The sequence below is a fragment of the Caballeronia sp. AZ7_KS35 genome (genome assembly GCF_023631045.1).
Taxonomy (GTDB): domain Bacteria; phylum Pseudomonadota; class Gammaproteobacteria; order Burkholderiales; family Burkholderiaceae; genus Caballeronia; species Caballeronia zhejiangensis.
Genome location: NZ_JALQDV010000048.1, coordinates 430799 through 452954 on the forward strand (window position 1 = coordinate 430799; position 22156 = coordinate 452954).

Sequence of the window (22156 nt, forward strand, 5' to 3'; positions counted from 1 at the left end):
ATGCTAGGGGCCGACGAACGCATGGCCAACCAATCCTTTTACGTTTGCAAATCACCGGCCGCATCGATTCGTCATTACGTCATGCTACGCAGCTCAAAGGCGTCCCGGTCGCGGGTCCGGAACGAATCCATCGCGATTCGGCATGCGGATGGCGGCAAGCGAATGCGCATCGAGGCGGGCGTCGTCGGGAACGATGCCGTTCTGATTCAGGATCCACGCGCTCACGGCATACACCTCGTCCGCGCTCAGCGATTGCGGCGCGTTATAGGGCATCGCGCGGCGAATGTAATCGAACAGTGTCGTCGCGTATGGCCAGTAGCTTCCGACCGTGCGCACCGGCTTCTCGCTCGCGAGCGTGCCACGCCCGCCGATCAGCCGGTCGCCCAGCACGCCCTCGCCTTTCGCGCCGTGACACGAGGCGCACTTGGCCGCGAAGATCCGCGCACCGGTCACCACGTCGCCGCTGCCCGCGGGCAGGCCGCGACCGTCAGGCGCGACATCGATGTTCCACGCGGCGATGTCCGCCGCGCTCACGGGCGTGCCGATCGTGCCGATCGTGCCGATCGTGCCGACAGCCGCGCGATGCGTTGCATCGTCCAACCCGGCCTGCGACGCGCGCCCGTCTAGCCACGGCCCCGAGCAGGCGGTAAGACACAGCGCCGTCAGACCCACGATCAGCGGGCGCACGGCGCGAAGTTGTCGAGTTGATTCCCTATGCATTTTTCACGCTGCCATCGGCGTCGACGCGCCATTGCTGAATGCCGTTGTAGTGGTAGTTCGAGTTCAGCCCGCGCGCGGCGACGAGCGCCTCGCGCGTCGGCTGGATGTATCCGGTCGAATCCGTTGCCCGCGAGAGGATCGTGGCCGGTTCACCGTTCCACACCCATCCCGCATGAAAGCGCGTGAGCGCGCGATCGCCGGGCGTGCCATCGAGCCGCGCCGCTTGCCATGAGCGGCCACCATCGACGGATACTTCGACCTGACGGATCGCACCGCGTCCCGACCAGGCGAGCCCCACGATCGGGTAGTAACCGTGAGTCGTCAACTTGTGCCCGGGCGATGGCCGCGTGATGACCGATTTCGCATCCATCTCGAACACGAACTGGCGCGCGCGACCATCGGCCAGCAAGTTCGTGTATTTCGACGTTTCCTCTCGCGTTTCGAGCGGCGCGTCGACGAACTTCAGCCTGCGCAGCCACTTCACGTTGGTGTTGCCTTCGAAGCCGGGGACCAGAAGCCGCAGCGGATAGCCGTTCTCCGGCCGCAGCCGCTCGCCGTTCTGCGCATACACGACGAACGCGCGATCCAGCACGCGATCGAGCGGCAGGCTGCGCGTCATCGCAGCTGCATCGGCGCCCTCCGCGAGAATCCAGCGCGGCGCGTGGCCGTCGTTCGCAGCGAGCCCGCCGGCCGCCTCGATCAACGTCGAAAGCCGCACGCCGGTCCACTCGCAGCACGACAGAAGCCCGTGCGTGAGCTGAACGGGCAGCCCGCTCGGCCCTTTCCATTCGCTCGCGGTGTTGCCCGAACATTCGAGAAAGTGCACGCGCGACTCGGAAGGCAGCCGCAGCAAATCGTCCATCGTGAAGAGCTTCGGCTCGCGCACGAGGCCATGAATCACGAGCCGGTGCTGGTCCGGGTCGATATCCGGCACGCCGGCGTGATGGCGTTCGTAGACAAGCCCGTTCGGTGTGATCGCGCCGTGCAGATCGGCGAGCGGCGTCAGCGACGAAGCCGCTCCCGGCACCGGCCACGCACGCGCCGCGCGACGCACGACCTCGGATTCGCGCGGGGATGGCAGGCCATAGGGATGATCGAGAATCGGCGCGCCAGGCATGCGCGTCCACGGCTCGACGCTGAGCGGCTGCAAGCGTCCGGACGCCGCATTCGCGTGAGGCGCCACGACTGCCGACAGCGCGAGGCCGCCCAGCATCCGGCGTCGCGGCGACGCGGGAGCGTGTTGCTCCGGCTTCGCGGGATCGCCGGGCCGTGTGGCGGAAAACGATGAGAAACGCGGGATTTTCGGCATGCTCGATGAGTCGGGCAGAGAAGACAGGCAGTCGGGCGCCCGATTATAGGTCGCGGTTTCGGGATGCCCAATCGCGATTGCGACTATGCAAATGACAAGGGTTGCTTAAGCGCCATCGTCTAACGCGTTCCTGCGAATGCGATGACATCATGAGTCGCTCACGCCGACGACGGCGCGCAGGATCACCGGCTGCCCGCCGCGCAACGACACGGCGCCGAACACCGAGCGCGCGTGCACGCCGGCATCGCCCAGAACCTCGACCAGCAGATCCGATGCGCCGTCGAGCACCTTCGCGTGGTCTTCGAAGGCGGCGTCGGCGTTCACGAAGCCCTGCACGTCGAGCACCTGCTTCACGCGTTCGAGCGAGCCGAGTTCATCGCGCAGCACGAGCAGCAGTTCCAGTGCCGCCTCGCGTGCGAACGAAACGCCGTCTTCGAGCGTGAGCGTGTCACCCAGCCTGCCTTTGGACGGCTTACCGTCGATGGCGGCGCCCGCCGACTTGCCCGACACGAACACGAGATCGCCCCAGCGGGTGGCATTGCGATAGTTCGCCTTCGGGTTGCTCGAAGTGCGTTCGGGGTCGATCAGACGGTCGAGTCTTTCGTCGGCGCTCATGGTGCTCCTGTCGGTATGAATGCGTGACATCACGCGCAGCCGCTTATGTTATGCAGCAACGGCCCGCGCGCTAACCAACGAAGCCTCATATCGATATGACCGGCCTCGCGCGGCGCGAAGTGTTCGTTGCGCGCCTGCTCGCGATTTCTGCATCGCTTCTCCGATGTAATCCGGAATCCAAATCAGACGCTCCGACCATTACAAACGAAAAATCCTTTGTTGGACTTCGGTAAGCACGACCGTAGTATCCGGCTTCCTCGAACTCATGGTTAATACCTAAGGAAGCGAATGAAACGAGTCGCACTCGCCGGCGCCGCTGGCTTACTGGCCGCCCTTCCGGGCATCGTTCAGGCACAGAGTTCCGTCACCTTGTACGGGATCATCGACGCCGGCCTCGCCTATACGAACAATCAGCGTGGCGCATCCAACGTGCAGGCGACGAGCGGCAAGCTCAACGGCAGCCGCTGGGGCCTCAAAGGCATCGAAGATCTGGGCGGCGGCTACAAGGCGCTGTTTACGCTCGAGAGCGGCTATCGCGTCAACGACGGCACACTCGCTCAAGGCGGACGCGAATTCGGGCGGCAAGCTTATGTGGGCGTGGCGAAGACGGGCATCGGCACGCTGACGCTCGGGCGTCAGTACGATCCGAACACGGATCTCGTCGCGCTCTTCGCGGGGCCGGGATTCTGGTCGCCCGCCACGCACGTCGGCGATAACGACAATCTGAATCAGACCTTCCGCATCAACAATGCCGTGAAGTTCAAGAGCGATACCTTCGCGGGCGTGACTGTCGATGCGCTCTACGGGTTCAGCAATCAGGCGAGCAACGGCGCGGGCGCGGGCTTCGGCAACAACCGCGCTTGGGGCGTATCGGCGAGCTACGCCAGCGGGCCGTTGCAACTCGGCGCGGGCTATTTGCTGCTCGATCATCCGAATGTCGCGTCGAACACGAGCGGCGCGGTCGGCGGTGCATCGACCACGTCCGGCGACGACTACAGCGGCGCCTTCTTCTATGGCCTGAACGGCGGCGTCGCGCGGCAGCAAGTGGCGGTCGCGGGCGGCAACTATGCGATCGGATCGGTCGCGACAGTCGGCTTCGCATGGAGCCACACGCAGCTCGACTACAACGATGGCTCGTCGCGCAAGTTCAACAACTACGATGTGAACGGCCGCTACAACATTACGCCGGCGACGACGCTGATCGGCGTGTACACCTTCACCGATGGCCGCGCCAACAGTCTGCCCGGCACCGGCGGCGCGACACTCAAGCCGCGCTGGCATCAGTTCACGCTCGGCGTCGACTATGTATTGTCGAAGCGCACCGACCTCTATGTCTCCGGCGTCTATCAGCTCGCGGCGGGCGATGCCTCGACGCGCGTCGGCAACGGCTATCAGAAGATCGCGGCTATCGCCGACGCGGGCACGCCGTCGTCGACGAACCGGCAAGTGGCGGCGTTCGGCGGCGTGCGCGTGCGCTTCTGAGCTGCGAAGAACCGCATCGAACCGGTGAAAATCCCGCGGCGAAAGCGCGGAACGACACCCTCGATACGCTGCGCTCACACCGTTTCCCTACGCGCTTACACGAATCGGGCGCATCCGGAAGACACGCTCGAAGCCTCGTGCTTCGAGCGTCGCCGAGCGCATTCGCGCGACGCGCAATCGCGGTTCTTTCAAATCTCTGAAGGCGACAAGCAAAGCAGAAATCGATCTTTGGCGGCCTTGAGCCGGTTGCTAAGATCGCCGCTCGCTTTCAACGGACCGCCATAACGACAATGACCTTGCACCGCTCGATCGCTACCCGCCGCGCCGCCGTTGCGCTCGCCGTCGCCAGCCTCTTCGCGCTGGCATCGTGCGGCTCTTCCAGCGACAGCTCGCCGACGACCGCGCCGGTCGCCGCCGCCAAACGGCCGAACATCCTGTACATCATGGCCGACGATCTCGGCTACTCGGATATCCACGCGTTCGGCGGCGAAATCAACACGCCGAATCTCGATGCGCTCGTCGCATCGGGCCGCATCCTCACGAACCATCACACCGGCACGGTCTGCGCGATCACGCGCGCCATGCTGATCTCAGGCACCGACCACCATCTCGTCGGCGAAGGCACGATGGGCACGCCAACCGACGAACGCAAAGGCCTGCCGGGATACGAAGGCTATCTGAACGACCGGGCGCTCTCGGTCGCGCAGTTGCTGAAGGATGGCGGTTATCACACGTACATGGCGGGCAAGTGGCACATCGGCTCGGGAATCGTAGGCAGCACCACAGGCGGCGGGCAAACGCCGGATCAGTGGGGCTTCGAGCATAGCTATGCGCTGCTCGGCGGCGCCGCGACGAATCACTTCGCGCACGAACCCGCAGGCTCGAAAAACTACACGGAAGACGGTCAATACGTTCAGCCGGGACAGCCCGGCCAGCCAGGCGGCGCAGGCGGCAGTCCGAGCGTCTTCTATTCGACCGACTTCTATACGCAGCGCTTGATCTCCTACATCGATTCGAACAAGGGCGACGGCAAGCCCTTCTTCGCCTACGCAGCCTACACGTCGCCGCACTGGCCTTTGCAGGTGCCCGAGCCTTACTTGCACAACTATGCGGGCAAGTACGACGCAGGTTACGACGTCATCCGCAATGCGCGGATTGCCCGGCAGAAGGCGCTCGGCATCATTCCCGCCGATTTCAATCCGTATCAGGGCGCGCCGGAAACGCTGACCTCGTCGCCCGCCACGGCGAACAATGGCACCGCGAACGCGAAATACATCAGCGCCGTGCACAACGCCGCGCAAGGCTACAGCGACTATGGTCCCGGCACGGTCAACAAGTCGTGGAACAGCCTGTCCGCCGCCGAGAAGAAGGCGCAAGCGCGCTACATGGAAATCTATGCCGGCATGGTCGAGAATCTCGATCACAACATCGGCCTGCTGATCCAGCATCTGAAAGACATCGGCGAATACGACAACACGTTCATCCTGTTTCAGTCCGATAACGGCGCGGAAGGCTGGCCGATCGACTCGGGCGCGGATCCGACCGCGACCGATACCGCGAACGCATCCGATGCGGTCTATTCGACGCTCGGCACCGACAACGGTCAGCAGAACGCGCGGCGTCTGCAATACGGCCTGCGCTGGGCCGAAGTCAGCGCGACGCCGTTCCGCTTCACCAAGGGCTACGCGGGCGAAGGCGGCGTATCGACACCGCTCATCGCACATTTGCCCGGACAGACGGCGCAGTTGCCCAGCTTGCGCGCCTTCACGCACGTCACCGACAACACCGCGACCTTCCTCGCCGTCGCACAGATCACGCCGCCGACGCAGCCCGCGCCGGCTTCGATCAATACGCTTACGGGCGTCGATTCGAACAAGGGCAAGGTGGTCTATAACAACCGCTACGTCTATCCGGTCACCGGACAGTCGCTGCTCCCGATTCTCAAGGGCGACGGCACCGCGGAAGTGCACACCGCCGCGTTCGGTGACGAAGCCTATGGACGCGGCTATCTGCGCAGCTCCGATGGCCGCTGGAAGGCGCTTTGGACCGAGCCGCCGACCGGTCCCGCCGACGGTCACTGGCAGCTCTTCGACCTGCAGGCCGATCGCGGCGAGAACAACGACGTATCGGCGCAGAATCCGTCCGTCATCGACAGTCTCGTGCAGCAGTGGAACAGCTACATGAGCACGGTGGGCGGCGTCGAACCGCTGCGGCCGCGCGGCTACTACTGAGCGCGCGATGAGTCGTCGATGGACATCCGTTGCAGGCGCCGGCGCCGTGACGCTCGCGTTGTTCGGCGCGGGCTTCGGCGGGGCGCTCGCCGTGAACGCGGAGCACGGCTTCGATCCGCGCAATCTCGCGCGCACGCTGGCGCCGCTCGGCTCCGAGCAGCAATGCGAACGCTATTCGGGCATTCCCGCCAAGTGGCGCGACGATCCGCGCGCGGGCATGGTGCACCTGCGCGGCGGCGAATTCGTCTTCGGCAGCACACTGGGTTATGACGACGAGCGCCCGGTGGGCGATGGCAAGACGAAGGTCGGAGCCTTCTGGATCGACCAGACCGATGTAACCAACGCGCAGTTCGCCGCTTTCGTCGACGCGACGGGCTATGTGACCGAAGCCGAGCGTCAGGGCGGCGCTGTCGTGTTCCATGTCCCGACGCGCGAAGAAATGAACGCACGCGATCTCGCGTGGTGGTCGTGGGTGAAAGGTGCGTCGTGGAAGCATCCCACGGGATCGTCGAGCACATGGAAAGGGCACGAAAATCGTCCGGTGACGATGGTGACGCTCGCCGACGCCCTCGCCTACGCGCACTGGCTCGGCCGCGATCTGCCGAGCGAGGCCGAGTGGGAATACGCGGGCAAGGCCGGGCGGGAAGGCGCGCAGCTCGACGCCGCTCCGCGCGATGCGCGCGGCAAGCCATCGGCGAATTACTGGCAAGGCGTGTTTCCCGTGCTCGACTCCGCCGAAGACGGCCATGCGGGTTTGGCGCCGGTCGGTTGCTATGCGGCGAACGATTTCAGGCTGTACGACATGATCGGCAACGCATGGGAATGGACGAAGGATCCTTACACCGGTCCGCGTCAGCCGCATTCGAACGGCGACACGGCGGCGGTGATCCCAGCGCGCAAGCACGACACGGCCATGGTCATCAAGGGCGGCTCGTTCCTGTGCGCGCAGGATTATTGCGTGCGCTACCGGGCGTCGTCGCGCGAGCAGCAGGAAGCGGATTTGCCCGCGTCGCATATCGGCTTTCGCACCGTGCTGAGGGACGGCTGATGCGCGCGCGATTCGTTTTCGCGGGGGCGGTTCTGGCAGCCTCCTTCGTGACGACGGCGCATGCCGCGGAGCAGACGGTTCGCATCGGCGTGATGCCGGGCGAGGAAGCGACGATCGTCGCGCATGTGCGTGAAGTCGCCGCGAAGCAGGGCTTGCCGCTCGCCGTCGTGACTTTCGACGATGCCGCGCGCATCGACGCCGCGCTCGCAAACGGTACCATCGATGCCGCCAGTTTCGAGGACGAAGCCAGCCTCGCCGCCCGCAGCGCGCGCAACGGCTACGCGATCGAAAGCGTCGCCGCGACCGTGACCTTGCCGATGGCGCTCTACTCGCGCAAGCTCGCATCGATCGCCTACTTGCCGCGCGGCGCGACCGTCGCCGTTCCGGCCGATGCCGCCGGCACCGCGCGCGCATTGATCCTCCTGCAGAACTATGCGCTCATCACGCTGAAGGACGGCGCGGGCCTTCATCCGACGCTCGGGGATATCGCCGGCAATCGCTTCGGTCTGAAGATCCGCCGGGTGGAACGTGCGAAGCTCTACGAAGCGCTCGACACGGCGAGCTTCGTCGCGATGAACGCCGACGACGCCGCGCGCAACAAGCTGAAGCCGGGCCGCGACAGCATCGGCATCGAAGATGCGCGCTCGCCTTATCAGCATGTTCTCGCCGTGCGTACGCGCGACGCGAAGGCCGCCTGGGTCGGGCGACTCGTTCGTGTCTTTCATTCCGACGACGTCGCGCATTTCATCCTCACGCAGTATCAGGATTCCGTGCGCCGGCCTTGGTGAATAGCTACACGTTCGACTGCACCGCGTGCGGCAAATGCTGCAACAGTCCGCCGGCGATGTCGCTACGCGAACTGTTCGAACACCGCGACGTATTCGTCGGCTGCATCGCGCTCGGACGCATGCCGCGAGGCGCAGACACGCCACTGCACGCGTTTCCCGTCGATGAGGCCAGTGCCATCACCATCACGACGCTTGCGCTCGATTACCCGTCGCTCGGCCGCTGTCCCGCGCTTGCGCATGACGGGTTGTGCGGCCTTCATGCAAAGGGCAAGCCGGATCAGTGCATCGCGGTGCCGCTCGACCCGCTCGTGCCCGATCACCTGCAACATGCGGTGCTTGCGCAGCGCTCGCATGGCGCGGGATGGATCGGCGCGCAATGCATCCGCCCGGGCGAGCATCCGGGTGCGTTGCTCCTCAAGGCTGGCGAGATCGTGGATGAAGAGGCCAAGGCGGCCGTGCAACGCAGACGGCACGCGCTAGGCATCGAGCGCGAGCTATGGGCCGCGCCGTTGTTCGATGTCCTGAGACGCGATTTCGCCGATCCGCGCCGCGCGCTCGCGATGCTTCCTTCCGACGGTTATCGCACCATTGCGAGCGTGCCGGCGCTCATGGGTATCGGCACGTTATCGACGGCGCTCGCGCGCGCGTGCATCGCCTATATCGATGCGCAGACGGCGCTGATACACCGGAACGTCGCGCAGGCCGTGCAACGCCGCCGCCTCGACGACCGGCCGACGACGCAGACACTGCGCGGTTTCTCCGATGCACTTCAGCATGCACGCGCGCATCTCCGCGCGCTGCCCGAACGCACCGCAGCCTCGCCGCTCGCGAAAGACGCCGAGGCGTGGTTTCTCTTCTGAGGCTCGGCGAATGCGCCGTTCGTGCCGACGGGCAGCATACGAATCCGCCTTTTTGCTACGCAGCAATCGGACCGTCCAACGTGCGTCTAAAGAAATTGAGTCAATGCTCTATTTCAACGTATCTCATGCCGATCGCCCCCAGCCCGCAGCCGATTTCCGGATTTCATCCTGTCGTAAGGTTTACCCCGATTTAAACGCAAACCAACAAAATGGACATTCTGGCTGCTGCATGTAATCGAAGCGCAACCCAATTGACGTCATTCTGAAGCGCCAGCTCTGCGGCTGGCGTCGTGCATGCCGAGAGGAGAGCGATTTGGTCCTTGAACTGGAGCGGGTCAGTGTCGTTTCTGGCGGGCAGCCGTATCTGTACGGCGTGGATTTGCGCCTTGTCCCAGGCGCCATCAACGTGCTTCTCGGACCCACGCAGGCCGGCAAAACCACGCTGATGCGCGTGATGGCGGGTCTCGACAGGCCGAACGACGGCCGGGTGCTCGTCGACGGCCAGAACGTGACAGGCGTCAGCGTGCGCCAGCGCAATCTCGCGATGGTCTATCAGCAGTTCATCAACTACCCCGCGATGACGGTGTTCGAGAACATCGCCTCGCCTTTGCGTCTGCAAAAAACCGACCCTGCCGAAATCCGCCGGCGCGTGCACGAAGTCGCGGCCCGACTGCATATCGACCATTTGCTGGAGCGGCGGCCAGGCGAACTGTCGGGCGGACAGCAGCAGCGCTGCGCGCTCGCGCGTGCACTCGTGAAGCGCACGTCGCTGGTGCTGCTCGACGAACCGCTCGTCAATCTCGATTACAAGCTGCGCGAGGAATTGCGCCTCGAACTGGCCACGCTTTTCGCCGACGGCAAGACGACGGTCGTCTACGCGACCACCGAACCGCTCGAAGCGCTGCTGCTGGGCGGCCATACGGCAATCGTCGATAAAGGCCGGGTTCTGCAGTTCGGTCCCACGCTCGATGTCTATAACGCACCGGTCAACGTCGCGGCCGCAGCCGTCTTCAACGACCCGCCGATGAACATGCTGACGAGCGACTGCGGCAACGGCCGCGCGCGTCTGCCGATCGGCGTCGAGGTTCCGGTCCGGCACGGTCTCGCCGCGAACGGCGCATGCCGCATCGGCATCCGGCCGGGGCACGTGCGTCTCGAGGCGAAGGCCGCTCATGCGATCGCCGTTGCGTGCCGGCTCGAACTCGCTGAACTGAGCGGCTCGGAAACATATCTGCACTTGCGCACGCTGACCGGCGCGGTCGACCTGGTTGCGCAATTGCAGGGCGTGCATCAGATCGAGCTCGGCACGCAGCTCGATGTGTTCATCGACCCTGACGAACTGTTCGTGTTCGGCGCGGATACCCAACTGGTGTCCAGCCCGGAGGCAGCTCATGGCGTGCATTGAGTTCCAGAATCTCGGGCACGCGTACGGACCGGCCCCCGCGACGCTCGACGACTACGCGCTTCAACCCATGAGCATGGTCTGGGATGACGGCGGCGCTTACGCGTTGCTCGGGCCATCGGGTTGCGGCAAGACCACGCTGCTGAATATCGTGTCGGGGCTCGTCAAGCCGTCGGAGGGAAAGGTGCTGTTCGACGGACGCGACGTGACTGCGCTCGGCGCACGCGAGCGCAACATCGCGCAAGTGTTCCAGTTCCCCGTGGTCTACGACACGATGACCGTGTTCGACAACCTCGCGTTTCCGCTGCGCAATCGGATGATGTCGACCGCCGAGGTCACGAAGCGCGTGCACGAAGTCGCGGAAATCCTCGATATGACGCGCGACCTGCCGCTCAAGGCGAGCAATCTGGCCGCCGACGCCAAGCAGAAAATATCGCTCGGGCGCGGCCTCGTGCGCAAGGACGTGGCGGCGATTCTCTTCGACGAACCGCTCACCGTGATCGATCCCGCGATGAAGTGGATGCTGCGCCGGCAGTTGAAGAAGATCCATCAGCAACTCAAGCTCACGCTTATCTATGTGACGCACGATCAGGTAGAAGCGCTGACTTTCGCGGATGAAGTCGTGGTCATGACGAATGGCCGCGTCGTTCAGAAAGGCGGAGCCGATGCGCTTTTTCTGCGGCCGGATCACGCTTTTGTCGGCTATTTCATCGGCAGTCCGGGCATGAATCTCTGTCCGATCGAGCTCGACGCAGACGGCGCAAAAATCGGCTCGCAGCGCCTGCCGCTCGACGCGGGCACGCTCGCGACGCTACGGGCCGCGCATCAGCAGACAAACGGCGCGCTCAAGCTGGGGATTCGCCCGGAATTCGTACGGCTTTCGCATGAAGGCGGAGCGGGTGCGCTCAACGCGCGGGTGCTTCGCGCACAGCAACTCGGCAACTATCAACTGGTGTCCGCGCAATGCGACGGCCATGTGTTCAATGCGAGGCTCGAACCGCATGTACGGATTGTCGACGGACCTGCCTGGCTGCATCTGGTTGCGCCTGAGACCGTATTCTTCTGCAACGACGAACGAATCGAAACACGCATCTCCGAAGAGGCCGCGCGATGAAGCCCGTCAATCAGAAAGCGTGGTTGCTGGTCGTTCCGGTGTTCATCTGCGTCGCGTTCTCCGCGATCCTGCCGCTGATGACCGTGGTCAACTATTCGGTGCAGGACATCATCGGCCCGACGCAGCATGTGTTCGTCGGTACGGAGTGGTTTCGCAACACCATGACCGATCCGGATTTGCGCCAGGCACTCGGCAGACAGGTCATTTTCTCTGCGTGCGTTTTGCTGTTCGAGATTCCATTGGGCGTGGGCCTCGCACTGTCGATGCCGGCTTCGGGATGGCGCGCATCGGCGACGCTCGTCGTGCTCGCCATGCCGTTGCTGATTCCATGGAACGTGGTGGGCACGATCTGGCAAATCTTCGGGCGCCCCGATATCGGACTGCTCGGCTACTGGCTCAATAGTCTCGGCTTCGACTACAACTACACGGCGAGTCCCACCGCCGCATGGCTCACGGTGCTGGTGATGGACATCTGGCACTGGACGCCGCTCGTCGCGCTGCTGTGCTATGCGGGCTTGCGCGCGATTCCGGACGCCTTCTATCAGGCCGCGGAGATAGATGGCGCGAGCCGCTTTGCGGTATTCCGCTACATCGAGTTGCCGAAGATGCGCGGCGTGCTGATGATCGCCGTGCTGCTGCGCTTCATGGACAGCTTCATGATCTACACCGAGCCGTTCGTGCTGACAGGCGGCGGACCCGGCGATTCCACGACCTTCCTCAGTCAGTACCTGACGCAAAAAGCGGTCGGCCAGTTCGACCTCGGCCCGGCCGCGGCTTTTTCGCTGATCTATTTCCTGATCATTCTGCTGTTGTGCTTCATTCTCTATAACTGGATGAATCGCGTCGGCAGAGGCGGCCCCGCTGCGCAAGGAGACGACCATGCAGGATAAGCGCCGCTGGATGCGGACGTTGGTGCTCGTCGTCTATATGCTGTTCGCGCTGATTCCGCTTTACTGGATGTTGTCGATCTCCCTGCGCACGAACGAGGAGACCATGTCGACGTTCGCCACGCTGCCGCAGCACGTCACGTTCGACAACTACAAGGTGATCTTCACCGATCCCTCGTGGTACTGGGGCTACATCAATTCGATCATCTACGTGCTGATGAACACGGTGATGTCCGTGCTGGTCGCGCTGCCTGCCGCGTATGCGTTCTCGCGTTATCGCTTTCTCGGCGACAAGCACATGTTCTTCTGGCTGCTCACCAACCGCATGACGCCGCCCGCCGTGTTCCTGCTGCCGTTTTTCCAGCTCTATTCGAGCATCGGCCTGACCGACACGTACATTGCCGTCGCACTCGCGCACATGCTCTTCAACGTGCCGCTTGCCGTATGGATTCTCGAAGGCTTCATGTCGGGCGTCTCGCGCGAGATCGACGAAACCGCGTATATCGACGGCTATACGTTTCCCGCCTTCTTCGTGAAGATCTTTCTGCCGCTCATCAAGTCGGGCGTCGGTGTCACGGCTTTCTTCTGCTTCATGTTCAGCTGGGTCGAACTGCTGCTCGCGCGCACGCTGACTTCGGTCAACGCGAAACCTATCGCTGCCGTGATGACGCGCACCGTGTCGGCGGCCGGCATGGATTGGGGCGTGCTGTCGGCTGCGGGCGTGCTGACGATCGTTCCCGGCGCGCTCGTGATCTACTTCGTGCGCAACTACATCGCGAAGGGCTTCGCGATGGGGAGAGTGTGATGTTCACGTGGATGTACTGGACGCCCGAGGTGGCGATTTTTTTCGGCTGCATCGTCGTGATGCTGGGCGGCATGACGGTATGGGAACTGTGCTCGCCGACTCATGAACGCAAGGGTTTTCTGCCTATCGCGACGACTCGCGGCGATCGCCTTTTCATCGGCCTGTTGACTGCCGCTTATGTGAATCTCGCGTGGCTTGCGATCAGCGCGGAGGGCTCGAGTTCGTGGCCGGGCTTCATAGCCTCGGTGCTGGTGCTGCTCGCGATCATGTGGAAAGGCTAGCAAGCCGACGCATGCAGCGATGACTGACAACTGCCGGTTCCGCTGATGCCCCCAGCGGGCGCCGACAAGATCGAAGGGGCACGGAAGACACAGGAGAAGACCATGCATCAGAGGAGACGGATCGTCGCGCTGGCAGTGGCAAGTATCGTGTCGGGTGCCTTCGCGAACCAGGCTCTGGCGGGAACGCCCGAGGCGCAGAAATGGGTGGACAGCGAGTTTCAACCCAGCACGCTGTCGAAACAGCAGCAGATGGACGAGATGAAATGGTTCATCGATACCGCGGCGAAACTCAAGTCGCAGGGCGTCAAAGAGATTCATGTCGTGTCGGAAACCATCGACACGCACACCTACGAATCGAAAACGCTAGCGAAAGCGTTCAGCGAAATCACCGGCATTCAGGTGAAGCACGACATCATTCAGGAAGGGGACGTCGTCGAGAAATTGCAGACCTCGATGCAATCCGGCCAAAGCATTTACGACGGCTGGATTTCGGACTCGGACCTGATCGGCACGCACTATCGCTATGGCGTGATCGTTCCGCTATCCGATTACATGGCGGGCGAAGGTAAGGAATACACGAACCCTGGTCTTGACCTGAAAGACTTCATCGGCACGAGCTTCACGACCGCGCCGGACAAGAAGCTCTATCAGCTTCCCGACCAGCAGTTCGCGAACCTTTACTGGTTCCGCGCGGACTGGTTCGCACGCAAGGACTTGCAGGACAAGTTCAAGGCGAAATATGGCTACGAACTCGGCGTGCCGGTCAACTGGTCCGCGTATGAAGACATCGCCGAGTTCTTTACGAACGACGTGAAAACCATCGACGGAGAAAAGGTCTACGGCCATATGGATTACGGCAAGAAAGACCCGTCGCTCGGCTGGCGCTTCACGGACGCGTGGCTTTCCATGGCGGGCGAAGCCGACAAGGGCATTCCGAACGGCATGCCCGTCGACGAATGGGGCATCCGCGTGACGCCTGATGGCTGTCATCCGGTAGGCGCGTCGGTATCGCGCGGCGGCGGCACTAATAGCCCGGCAGCGGTCTACGCGACGACCAAATACATCGACTGGCTCAAGAAATATGCGCCACCGGAAGCGTCGGGCATGACCTTCAGCGAAGCGGGCCCGGTGCCCGCGCAGGGACGCATCGCGCAACAGGTGTTCTGGTACACCGCGTTCACGGCGTCGATGCTCAAGCCGGGCAACGTCACGAATGCGGATGGCACGCCGAAGTGGCGCATGGCGCCCTCCCCGCACGGCGCCTACTGGAAGGAGGGCATGCAAAACGGGTATCAGGACGTCGGCTCATGGACCTTCTTCAAGTCGACGCCGCCGAATCAGCGCGCTGCCGCGTGGCTATACGCGCAGTTCGTGACGTCGAAGAGCGTGTCGCTCAAGAAGTCGATTGTCGGCCTCACGTTCATTCGCGACTCCGACATTCATAGCGACTACTTCACGAAGAACGCGGATAAATACGGCGGCTTGATCGAGTTCTATCGCAGCCCGGCGCGCGTCGCGTGGACGCCGACCGGCAACAACGTGCCCGACTATCCGAAGATGGCGCAACTCTGGTGGAAGAACGTCGGCACTGCTGTCGCCGGTGAGAAGACGCCGCAGGCTGCGATGGATAACCTGGCGAAGGAAATGGACCAGGTGTTGTCCCGTTTGCAGCGGGCGGGGATGAAGGTTTGCGCGCCGGAGCTGAATGCGCAGAGCGATCCGTCGAAGTGGCTGTCCGACCAGCACGCGCCGTGGAAGGCGCTTGCCAATGAGAAGCCGAAGGGGGAAACGGTGAAGTATGAGCAACTGCTGTCGGCGTGGAAGGCGGGTAAGGTGCGGTAGGGGTTTTGGTTTTTGGATTGGCGGCACTTGGTTGTGCCGCCTTTTTTGTGGGTTGCTGGACGGGCGCGGTGGGGCTGGAAGCGGCAGCGACGATTCGATGCGGATGCAATCTCTGACGGCCCTTGATGACCATCAGCCGAAATTCGCGGAATACCGCCTCGTTGTTCTGCTACGACCGTGGTCCGAAGGGCTGAAGCCAACCCGAACCAGCCGTTCCTGACGACGCCGCTTCAATGGCGGCTTGAGAGGGGCTAAGCGGTCATCCGACCAACTGCCATTCGCGTCCCCTGAGTTCATATCTGCGTCAGTGTCCTAAGGACCGCGTCACTCCTTTTGCCAGCCATGAAACGACTTCGTCGACCATCGGATGGTGACGTTCGGTATTCCATACCAAAGCTGCGGTTACGACCATGACCTTCTCTTTAAGAGGCCTCACCACGACATTCTCTGGTGCCAGCTTTCGCATGGTCGCTGGTACCAGCGCTACGCCCTGCCCGCACCCGACATATGCGATCTGCGAGGTGACCGAGCGCACCTCACGAGTGACGTGTGGGGTCAATCCATGTGAACGGCAGACCGACGTCAGCAGGTCGAAGTAGACCGGGCTGACTTGTCGGGAGGACATCACAAGTTGTTCATTCGCCAGCGACTGCAATCGCACCCTGGACAAGGCGGCCAGCGGATGATCCCTCGGAAGCGCTACAGCCAGCCTGTCCTCAGCTAGCGGCAGGGTGGCGATTCCGTTTCCCACCTCGCCATCGACACGGACAAATGCCAAGTCGATCTCGCCCGCTTCCAGTGCGGGGATGGCATCGACGCTATCGATTTCGCGAACGAAGACGGTCAGATGCGGGTGAGCGCGCTTGAGCGCTTCCAGCACGGGTGGCACCGTTTCCAGCATGGCGGAAGTGATAGCACCGACGTGCAGCACGCCGGACTGGCCGGCAGCTACTTCACGGACTACGCGTTCCAGTCGTTCCACCTGCTCCGCGAATTGCCGGACGGCGGGCAATATCGCCGCGCCCGCGGGGCTCAACTGCGTGCCTTGACGCGATCGATAAAAAAGCTGCAGTTTAAGCGACTGCTCAAGAACCTTGATCTGCTCCGTCAGCGGCGGCTGCGACATGTTTAGCCGTTTTGCCGCCCGCCCATAATGCTGCTCCTCCGCGACGGCGAGAAACATCCATAACTGCCTGATCAGCCTGAAATCGATCGTATTGCTCATGCTAGTTCGTTGTCTAAGGGAAGCGAAGTGAATCTCCCATTGTGCCTGTTCTGCAAACAGTATCACTGAGATACGAAATACGAAATTTACATATCAACTTTACAGCGCGAGGATTGCCACACTTCCCTAAGGAACCACCTCGATGAACCCGAAATCCATTCTTGATCGCCTCGCGGCGCTGGACACCAACACGGTTTCCGACGCACTGGACTTTCTCGGTCTGCCCGGTGCGACGTACGGACTGCGTCCGTTGTGGAATTGCCCTAAGATCGTCGGTCGGGCGAGCACCATCCAGCTCGGACCGAAAGCCGATGCCAAGCCGACCGTGCATCTGATTTCGCCGGTCATCGACGCCGTGATCACGGACGACCGCGTACTGGTAATCGCCGGCGGAGCTGAGGGCGTCTCCTGCTGGGGCGACATCCTGGCCAATGCCGCCACCGCAAAGCAGGTCCGCGGATCTGTCATCGACGGCCTGAGCCGCGACATCGACGGCAGTGAGTCGATCGGCTATCCCGTTTTCGGTCGCGGCGTGACGATGATCAGCGCGCGCAACCGCGTGATCCAGATTGATTCGGGTAAGCCTGTCCAGATGGCGGGCGTCACCGTAAGCGAAGATGACTACGTGCTCGCCGACCGCTGCGGCACCGTATTCGTTGCGGCTGCTCGCATCGAGGAAGTGCTGGATCTTGGCGAGCGTATCGCAAGCCGCCAGGATGGCATGGTGGCGGCCGTGCGCGCTGGCCGCCCGGTTGCCGAAGTCATGCACAACAAGGAATTCGAAGCCATCGCTGTGCGGTGATCAGACATCGTTTTTGTGGAATTTCTGAAATGACGAACCCGAAGAAGGCGGGCGCAGAAGATCAGGAACTGGTCGCGCTTTTCGCTGGACTGGATACTCCAGGCGTTTCCGATGCCATGGACAAGCTCGGTCTGCATGGTCAGGCGCTCGGCATCATGCCGCTGGCGAACTATGCGAAGGCCGTGGTGGGGCCTGCATACACTGTCAAATACGTACCCGCAAGCAATCCGCCCGGCACGGTCGGCGACTTCATCGACGACGTGGCGGAAGGCGATGTCATCGTGCTCGACAACGACGGCCGCACGGACTGCACGGTCTGGGGCGACATCATGACCCAGTACGCGGGGCTGCGCGGCATCGCGGGCACGGTAATCGCGGGCGTCTGCCGCGATGTCAACAAGGCGCTCGGCGACAACTATCCGCTGTTCACGGCAGGCCGCTTCATGCGCACCGGCAAGGACCGCGTGCAGGTCGAGTCGGTGAACTTGCCGATCGGGATTGGCACAGCTCGCGTCGCGTCGCGTGACATTGTAGTGGCTGACGCGAATGGCGTTGTCATCGTACCGCGCGGCCGCGCACGCGAAGTCGCGCAGATCGCCCGCGAGATAGAGGAAGTCGAATCGCACATCCGCAAACAGATAGCCCATGGCAAGTCGTTGGGCGATGCGCGTGCCGCACTCGGCTATCACACGCTGCAAACCAAAGGCTAACCATGACCATCGTTCAATCCTACGATCAGCCTCTGCTGGAGCAAGCCCGCAGACTGGGTACGTCCACGCTATTCGAAGCATCAGGTCTTTCCACAAGTGCAGTCGATCCGGCCATCCGCACGGCGTGGCCTGGCGCGTCGGTCGCGGGTGCGGCGTATCCGCTCGAATGCTCGCCCGGCGACAACCTCTCGATCCATATCGCAATGGAGAGAGTACCGCGCGGCAGCGTGCTTGTCATATCGACCGGGGGCTTTGTTGCCGGCTACTGGGGCGAGGTGCTGACGGTCGCGGCGGAAGCAGCCGGCGTCGTCGGTCTGGTTATCGATGGCGGTGTTCGTGACGTCGCGGCTCTGACCGCGCGACGCTTCCCGGTGTTCACTCGCGGCGTCTGCATGCGCGGCACGGTCAAGGCGAGTTCGCCATCGGTCGGGCAGCCGATCAACATCGCGGGAACACCCGTGGCGGCTGGCGATCTGGTTGTCGCGGACGATGACGGCGTGCTCGTGATCCCCGCTGCACACGTTGGAGAGACTCTGTCGCAGGGGCAAGCTCGTGCAGACAAGGAAGCGAAGATGATGGACGCGCTACGTGAAGGCCGCAGCACGCTGGAATTGATGGGACTCACGAACTGGAGGGAGCAGCAATGACCGCGCCGACTGAAGGTCTGAATCGTTTCCTTGCCGCTGCACGCCCGTCGGCGACCTACAAAGTCATGGATCGCGTCGCAGCACGGCGGGCGAGCGGCGCTACTGTGATCTCTTTGAGCGCCGGCGAGCCAGACTTCAACACGCCCGAGCATGTTTGCGACGCGGGCGTCGCAGCAATCCGCGCGGGCCATACGCGTTACACGCAGGTGGCTGGACTGCGCGCGCTGCGCGAAGCGATTGCCACTAAGTTCCAGCGCGAAAACGGTCTCGACGTCGACTGGCGCCATACGCTCGTCTGCAGCGGCGGCAAGCAGGTAATCTTCAATGCGCTGGCCGCGACGCTTAACGAAGGCGATGAAGTCATCGTACCGGCGCCGTACTGGGTGAGCTACCCGGAAATCGTGCAACTGTGCGGCGCGCAGTCCGTGCTCGTTTCGTGCGAGGCCGACAGCGGCTTCAAACTCACGGCCGATGCATTGCAGGCCGCGATCACGCCGCGCACGCGCTGGCTGATCCTGAACTCGCCGTCGAATCCGACCGGCGCGGTCTACAGCCGCGCCGAACTGCAGGCGCTGGCCGAAGTGCTGCTCGCGCATCCGCAGGTGCTGGTACTGTCCGACGACATCTATGAGCATCTGATTTTTGACAACCTCGAATTCTTCACTATTGCCCAGGTCGAGCCCCGGTTGCACGAGCGTGTCCTGACGATGAACGGTGTGTCGAAGGCGTACGCGATGACGGGCTGGCGCATCGGCTTTGGCACCGGCCCCGGATGGCTTATCGAAGCGATGGAGAAGTTGCAGGGCCAGCAGACGTCCGGAGCGTCGACGATTTCGCAATACGCGGCGTTAGCCGCACTGACAGGGCCGCAGAACTCCATCGAGCATTCGCGCGTGGCATTCCAGCGCCGGCGCGATCTGGTAGTCGACCAGATCAACCGCGCTCCTGGCTTGCACTGCGCAGTGCCGCAAGGCGCGTTCTACGTGTTCGCATCCTGCAAAGGCCTGATCGGCAAGACCACGCCGTCGGGAGTCCGTCTGGATAGCGACGAAGCCGTGGTCAACGCGCTGCTCGACGAGATGGGCGTTGCGACCGTGCATGGGAGTGCATTCGGTCACGGACCTTACTTCCGCATTGCGTATGCGCTCGATGACGAGTCGCTCTTGCGCGCGTGTACAGCCATTCGGGACTTCTGCCGGACACTGACAAACTGTAAGCGGTAATTCCTCCGCATCTGGCGAACCCACCTGAGGAGGGTCAAGCTTGTGTCCGCAACTACAACTTGCGGACGCAAACATGACCCCAGACGATCTTGATTTCCTTCCTCTCAAAGTCACGCATATCGATGAAGGCGGCCGGCGCTGCTTTGATCCAGAGGACAAGCGCCGGCTGATCGAGGCGTGCCGAAGACCAGGCGCGTCTGTGTCCGGGCTGGCCCTCAAGGCTGGCGTGAACGCCAACCAGTTGCGCAAATGGGTCCAGCGCGAGCGCGGACCAGAGTGCCGCCGCACGGAGAAGCCTCTTGACGTCCGCGTGCCGGCGTTCGTACCGGTCGTAGAGCTCGCGCCTTCCGGGGCGGCGACGTCCGAAGCCTTGCCAGCCTCAACGCGACGCGAAGCAATGCGGCCCTCGCACCGCACGCCGTTGCCCTCACGCCTGGTGGCGCAGTTGCCCAACGGGGTGAGTCTTGAACTTGAATGTGGCCAACAGGATACGGCGCTGCTCACAGCAATGATCGACGCGTTGAGGAGTCGCTGATGCTGCGCTTCGCCGATGACCTGAGGGTCTACCTCTACCGCGAGCCGATCGACTTCCGTTGTGGCATCAATACCCTTGCCGCCCTGGTTGAGGACTCGATGCAGATGGACCCGCTCGCCCACGCCGTGTATGCGTTCCACAACCGCAAATGCGATCGCATCAAGCTCCTGCTGTACGATCGCACCGGATTCTGGCTGCTGCTGCGTCGGCTTGAGGAAGACCGTTTCGTGTGGCCGCGACGACATCAGGAGGTGATCGAACTGACGACCCAGCAGCTTCACTGGCTGCTCGATGGTATCGACATCGACGCGCTTTGCCGTCATCCTGTGCGCCATTACCAGCACGCCAGCTAGCCCGGTGCGTTGCACGTAAACAACGGGAGGTGCGCCTTTTACGAATTTAGGTAAACCTACGACGCGCCGCGCTTCGCTACCCTGGAGCGCATGAAGAATGCACCCGACCTCAAGCACGTACCTACGGGCGTTCAGGGCTATATCCACGCCCTCGAGGCGCGTGTAGCCGACGACGCGAAACACATCGACGAACTGAACCAGCGCGTAGAGCAACTTGAGGAACAGGTCCGCCTGCTGCAGGCCGAGCGTTACGCACCGAAAAGCGAAAAACGCAAGGATCGCGTGTTTGATGAAGCCGAGCAGATGGCACGGACCGAACCCTGCGACGAGGACGATGAGGGAGCCCAGCCCGCGCTGCCCGTCACCGGATTGCCCCCGGCCAGCCAGCCTGAACGACGCAAGGCCGGACGCAAGCCATTGCCCGCCTACCTGACGCGTGAACCAATCGAATACGATCTGCCGGAAGACCAGCGCGGCTGTCCCTGTTGCGGCAATCTGATGCATCGCATCGGCGAGGACGTCAGCGAACAGCTGCACGTCGAGGTCAAATGGACGGTCCGTAAAAACATACGTTCCAAATGGGCCTGTCGGCATTGCGAGCGGCACGCCGAACATACTCCGGTCGTGCTTGCGCCGATGCCGGTTCAGCCAATCCCGGGCAGCCATGCGGACGCATCGGTGATCGCGACGGTCGCGACCGCGAAGTACGTCGACGGCATGCCGTTGTACCGGATGCAGGAGGCGCTCGCACGCTGGCAGATTCCGGTGAGTCGCGGCACGCTCGCCCATTGGGTCATTCGCCCCAGCGAACTGCACTACGGCCGCCTGTACGACGCGCTGCAAAAAACGTTGCTGTCGCAACCGCTGATCCACGGTGATGAAACAACCGTGCAGGTACTCAAAGAGCCCGGCAAGTCCGCGTCGAGCAAGAGTTACATGTGGTGCTACCGCAGCGCGCAGGACTGCGCTGAGCCCGTGGTGTTGTTCGAGTATCAGCCGGGACGCGGTCAGGAGCATCCGAAGAAGTTTCTGGGCGACTACAGCGGCATGCTGATGAGCGACGGCTACAGTGCCTGGCGCACGCTCAAAAAGGCAACGCACTTCGGATGCATGGCGCACGCGCGCAGGCTGTTCGTCAAGGCGGACAAAGCGGCTACGAAAAAGACGGACTCTGGCAAGCAGAAGATGCCGAACGCTCGCGTGGCGAAGGCGCTTGAGTACTTCCAGGCCCTATACCGCGTTGAGGCACTGGCCAAAGGCGATCTGCCCGCCGGCCA

The 22156-nt window shown here is 62.9% G+C and carries 22 protein-coding genes; 18 read left to right on the plus strand and 4 right to left on the minus strand.

All coding sequences use genetic code 11. From position 1 onward, the window contains the following. Window positions 1–93 precede the first annotated feature (93 nt). From NCT05_RS31605 to NCT05_RS31615, 3 genes are all read right to left on the minus strand, one after another. Complete coding sequence (locus NCT05_RS31605; RefSeq protein ID WP_250479216.1) at window positions 94–687, minus strand: c-type cytochrome; 594 nt, start codon at window positions 685–687, stop codon at window positions 94–96. A gap of 25 nt (window positions 688–712) precedes the next feature. Next, a complete protein-coding gene (gene soxC / locus NCT05_RS31610) occupies window positions 713–1933 on the minus strand; it encodes a sulfite dehydrogenase (protein ID WP_250504014.1) in 1221 nt (406 codons plus the stop codon). A gap of 243 nt (window positions 1934–2176) precedes the next feature. Then, complete coding sequence (locus NCT05_RS31615; protein WP_008346786.1) at window positions 2177–2644, minus strand: RidA family protein; 468 nt, start codon at window positions 2642–2644, stop codon at window positions 2177–2179. Between the two features lie 288 nt (window positions 2645–2932). On the opposite strand from NCT05_RS31615, the gene NCT05_RS31620 reads away from it, so the two are divergent. The 11 genes from NCT05_RS31620 (at window position 2933) to NCT05_RS31670 (ending at window position 15384) form a co-directional block, all read left to right on the plus strand. Then, window positions 2933–4126, plus strand: coding sequence for a porin (locus tag NCT05_RS31620; RefSeq protein WP_250503996.1), 1194 nt, complete (start codon window positions 2933–2935; stop codon window positions 4124–4126). Window positions 4127–4416: 290 nt separating this feature from the next. Then, on the plus strand, window positions 4417–6357 hold the full coding sequence (locus NCT05_RS31625) for an arylsulfatase (RefSeq protein WP_250503997.1): 1941 nt from the start codon (window positions 4417–4419) through the stop codon (window positions 6355–6357). Window positions 6358–6364: 7 nt separating this feature from the next. Then, a complete protein-coding gene (locus NCT05_RS31630) occupies window positions 6365–7405 on the plus strand; it encodes a formylglycine-generating enzyme family protein (protein WP_250503998.1) in 1041 nt (346 codons plus the stop codon). Then, a complete protein-coding gene (locus tag NCT05_RS31635) occupies window positions 7405–8193 on the plus strand; it encodes a MetQ/NlpA family ABC transporter substrate-binding protein (protein ID WP_250437318.1) in 789 nt (262 codons plus the stop codon). The genes NCT05_RS31630 and NCT05_RS31635 overlap by 1 nt, the downstream gene beginning before the upstream one ends. Next, a complete protein-coding gene (locus NCT05_RS31640) occupies window positions 8190–9053 on the plus strand; it encodes a YkgJ family cysteine cluster protein (RefSeq protein WP_250503999.1) in 864 nt (287 codons plus the stop codon). The genes NCT05_RS31635 and NCT05_RS31640 overlap by 4 nt, the downstream gene beginning before the upstream one ends. A gap of 313 nt (window positions 9054–9366) precedes the next feature. Beyond that, window positions 9367–10458 carry an ABC transporter ATP-binding protein gene (locus tag NCT05_RS31645; RefSeq protein WP_250437321.1) on the plus strand — a complete coding sequence of 364 codons (1092 nt, stop codon included), beginning with the start codon at window positions 9367–9369 and terminating at the stop codon, window positions 10456–10458. Next, window positions 10445–11569 (plus strand): ABC transporter ATP-binding protein, encoded by a 1125-nt coding sequence (locus tag NCT05_RS31650; RefSeq protein WP_250441488.1) that lies wholly within the window; start codon window positions 10445–10447, stop codon window positions 11567–11569. The genes NCT05_RS31645 and NCT05_RS31650 overlap by 14 nt, the downstream gene beginning before the upstream one ends. Beyond that, window positions 11566–12459 (plus strand): carbohydrate ABC transporter permease, encoded by an 894-nt coding sequence (locus NCT05_RS31655; protein WP_008346800.1) that lies wholly within the window; start codon window positions 11566–11568, stop codon window positions 12457–12459. The genes NCT05_RS31650 and NCT05_RS31655 overlap by 4 nt, the downstream gene beginning before the upstream one ends. Then, window positions 12449–13261 carry a carbohydrate ABC transporter permease gene (locus NCT05_RS31660; protein ID WP_008346802.1) on the plus strand — a complete coding sequence of 271 codons (813 nt, stop codon included), beginning with the start codon at window positions 12449–12451 and terminating at the stop codon, window positions 13259–13261. Before NCT05_RS31655 ends, NCT05_RS31660 begins: the two co-directional genes overlap by 11 nt. Further along, on the plus strand, window positions 13261–13542 hold the full coding sequence (locus tag NCT05_RS31665) for a DUF2160 domain-containing protein (protein ID WP_008346804.1): 282 nt from the start codon (window positions 13261–13263) through the stop codon (window positions 13540–13542). Before NCT05_RS31660 ends, NCT05_RS31665 begins: the two co-directional genes overlap by 1 nt. Window positions 13543–13644: 102 nt before the next feature. Then, complete coding sequence (locus tag NCT05_RS31670; protein WP_008346806.1) at window positions 13645–15384, plus strand: ABC transporter substrate-binding protein; 1740 nt, start codon at window positions 13645–13647, stop codon at window positions 15382–15384. 304 nt (window positions 15385–15688) lie between these two features. Here NCT05_RS31670 and NCT05_RS31675 read toward each other — a convergent pair whose 3' ends face one another. Next, window positions 15689–16609 carry a LysR substrate-binding domain-containing protein gene (locus NCT05_RS31675; protein ID WP_250504000.1) on the minus strand — a complete coding sequence of 307 codons (921 nt, stop codon included), beginning with the start codon at window positions 16607–16609 and terminating at the stop codon, window positions 15689–15691. Window positions 16610–16751: 142 nt separating this feature from the next. Between NCT05_RS31675 and NCT05_RS31680 the strand changes: the two genes are divergently transcribed. The 7 genes from NCT05_RS31680 to tnpC form a co-directional block, all read left to right on the plus strand. Beyond that, window positions 16752–17411, plus strand: a complete 660-nt coding sequence (locus NCT05_RS31680) for an RraA family protein (protein WP_250504001.1) — start codon at window positions 16752–16754, stop codon at window positions 17409–17411. Between the two features lie 29 nt (window positions 17412–17440). Beyond that, window positions 17441–18121 carry an RraA family protein gene (locus tag NCT05_RS31685; protein WP_250504002.1) on the plus strand — a complete coding sequence of 227 codons (681 nt, stop codon included), beginning with the start codon at window positions 17441–17443 and terminating at the stop codon, window positions 18119–18121. Between the two features lie 2 nt (window positions 18122–18123). Beyond that, a complete protein-coding gene (locus tag NCT05_RS31690) occupies window positions 18124–18768 on the plus strand; it encodes an RraA family protein (RefSeq protein WP_239295379.1) in 645 nt (214 codons plus the stop codon). Continuing rightward, complete coding sequence (locus tag NCT05_RS31695; RefSeq protein WP_250504003.1) at window positions 18765–19991, plus strand: pyridoxal phosphate-dependent aminotransferase; 1227 nt, start codon at window positions 18765–18767, stop codon at window positions 19989–19991. Before NCT05_RS31690 ends, NCT05_RS31695 begins: the two co-directional genes overlap by 4 nt. A 73-nt stretch (window positions 19992–20064) precedes the next feature. Continuing rightward, on the plus strand, window positions 20065–20526 hold the full coding sequence (tnpA, locus tag NCT05_RS31700) for an IS66-like element accessory protein TnpA (protein WP_250504004.1): 462 nt from the start codon (window positions 20065–20067) through the stop codon (window positions 20524–20526). Beyond that, entirely contained in the window at window positions 20526–20879 is a 354-nt protein-coding gene (tnpB, locus tag NCT05_RS31705) for an IS66 family insertion sequence element accessory protein TnpB (RefSeq protein ID WP_008344499.1), read from the plus strand. The genes tnpA and tnpB overlap by 1 nt, the downstream gene beginning before the upstream one ends. Before the next feature lie 90 nt (window positions 20880–20969). After that, a partial coding sequence (gene tnpC / locus NCT05_RS31710) for an IS66 family transposase (protein WP_250504005.1) occupies window positions 20970–22156 on the plus strand: 1187 nt, incomplete at its 3' end.

Coding starts and splice junctions, on each gene's coding strand:
- NCT05_RS31680 (WP_250504001.1), top strand. CDS start 16,752: ATGAACCCGAAATCCATTCTTGATCGCCTCGCGGCGCTGGACACCAAC.
- soxC (WP_250504014.1), bottom strand. CDS start 1,933: ATGCTGGGCGGCCTCGCGCTGTCGGCAGTCGTGGCGCCTCACGCGAAT.
- NCT05_RS31635 (WP_250437318.1), top strand. CDS start 7,405: ATGCGCGCGCGATTCGTTTTCGCGGGGGCGGTTCTGGCAGCCTCCTTC.
- NCT05_RS31625 (WP_250503997.1), top strand. CDS start 4,417: ATGACCTTGCACCGCTCGATCGCTACCCGCCGCGCCGCCGTTGCGCTC.
- NCT05_RS31660 (WP_008346802.1), top strand. CDS start 12,449: ATGCAGGATAAGCGCCGCTGGATGCGGACGTTGGTGCTCGTCGTCTAT.
- NCT05_RS31650 (WP_250441488.1), top strand. CDS start 10,445: ATGGCGTGCATTGAGTTCCAGAATCTCGGGCACGCGTACGGACCGGCC.
- tnpB (WP_008344499.1), top strand. CDS start 20,526: ATGCTGCGCTTCGCCGATGACCTGAGGGTCTACCTCTACCGCGAGCCG.
- NCT05_RS31695 (WP_250504003.1), top strand. CDS start 18,765: ATGACCGCGCCGACTGAAGGTCTGAATCGTTTCCTTGCCGCTGCACGC.
- NCT05_RS31665 (WP_008346804.1), top strand. CDS start 13,261: ATGTTCACGTGGATGTACTGGACGCCCGAGGTGGCGATTTTTTTCGGC.
- NCT05_RS31630 (WP_250503998.1), top strand. CDS start 6,365: ATGAGTCGTCGATGGACATCCGTTGCAGGCGCCGGCGCCGTGACGCTC.
- NCT05_RS31685 (WP_250504002.1), top strand. CDS start 17,441: ATGACGAACCCGAAGAAGGCGGGCGCAGAAGATCAGGAACTGGTCGCG.
- tnpA (WP_250504004.1), top strand. CDS start 20,065: ATGACCCCAGACGATCTTGATTTCCTTCCTCTCAAAGTCACGCATATC.
- NCT05_RS31655 (WP_008346800.1), top strand. CDS start 11,566: ATGAAGCCCGTCAATCAGAAAGCGTGGTTGCTGGTCGTTCCGGTGTTC.
- NCT05_RS31615 (WP_008346786.1), bottom strand. CDS start 2,644: ATGAGCGCCGACGAAAGACTCGACCGTCTGATCGACCCCGAACGCACT.
- NCT05_RS31690 (WP_239295379.1), top strand. CDS start 18,124: ATGACCATCGTTCAATCCTACGATCAGCCTCTGCTGGAGCAAGCCCGC.
- NCT05_RS31620 (WP_250503996.1), top strand. CDS start 2,933: ATGAAACGAGTCGCACTCGCCGGCGCCGCTGGCTTACTGGCCGCCCTT.
- NCT05_RS31675 (WP_250504000.1), bottom strand. CDS start 16,609: ATGAGCAATACGATCGATTTCAGGCTGATCAGGCAGTTATGGATGTTT.
- NCT05_RS31670 (WP_008346806.1), top strand. CDS start 13,645: ATGCATCAGAGGAGACGGATCGTCGCGCTGGCAGTGGCAAGTATCGTG.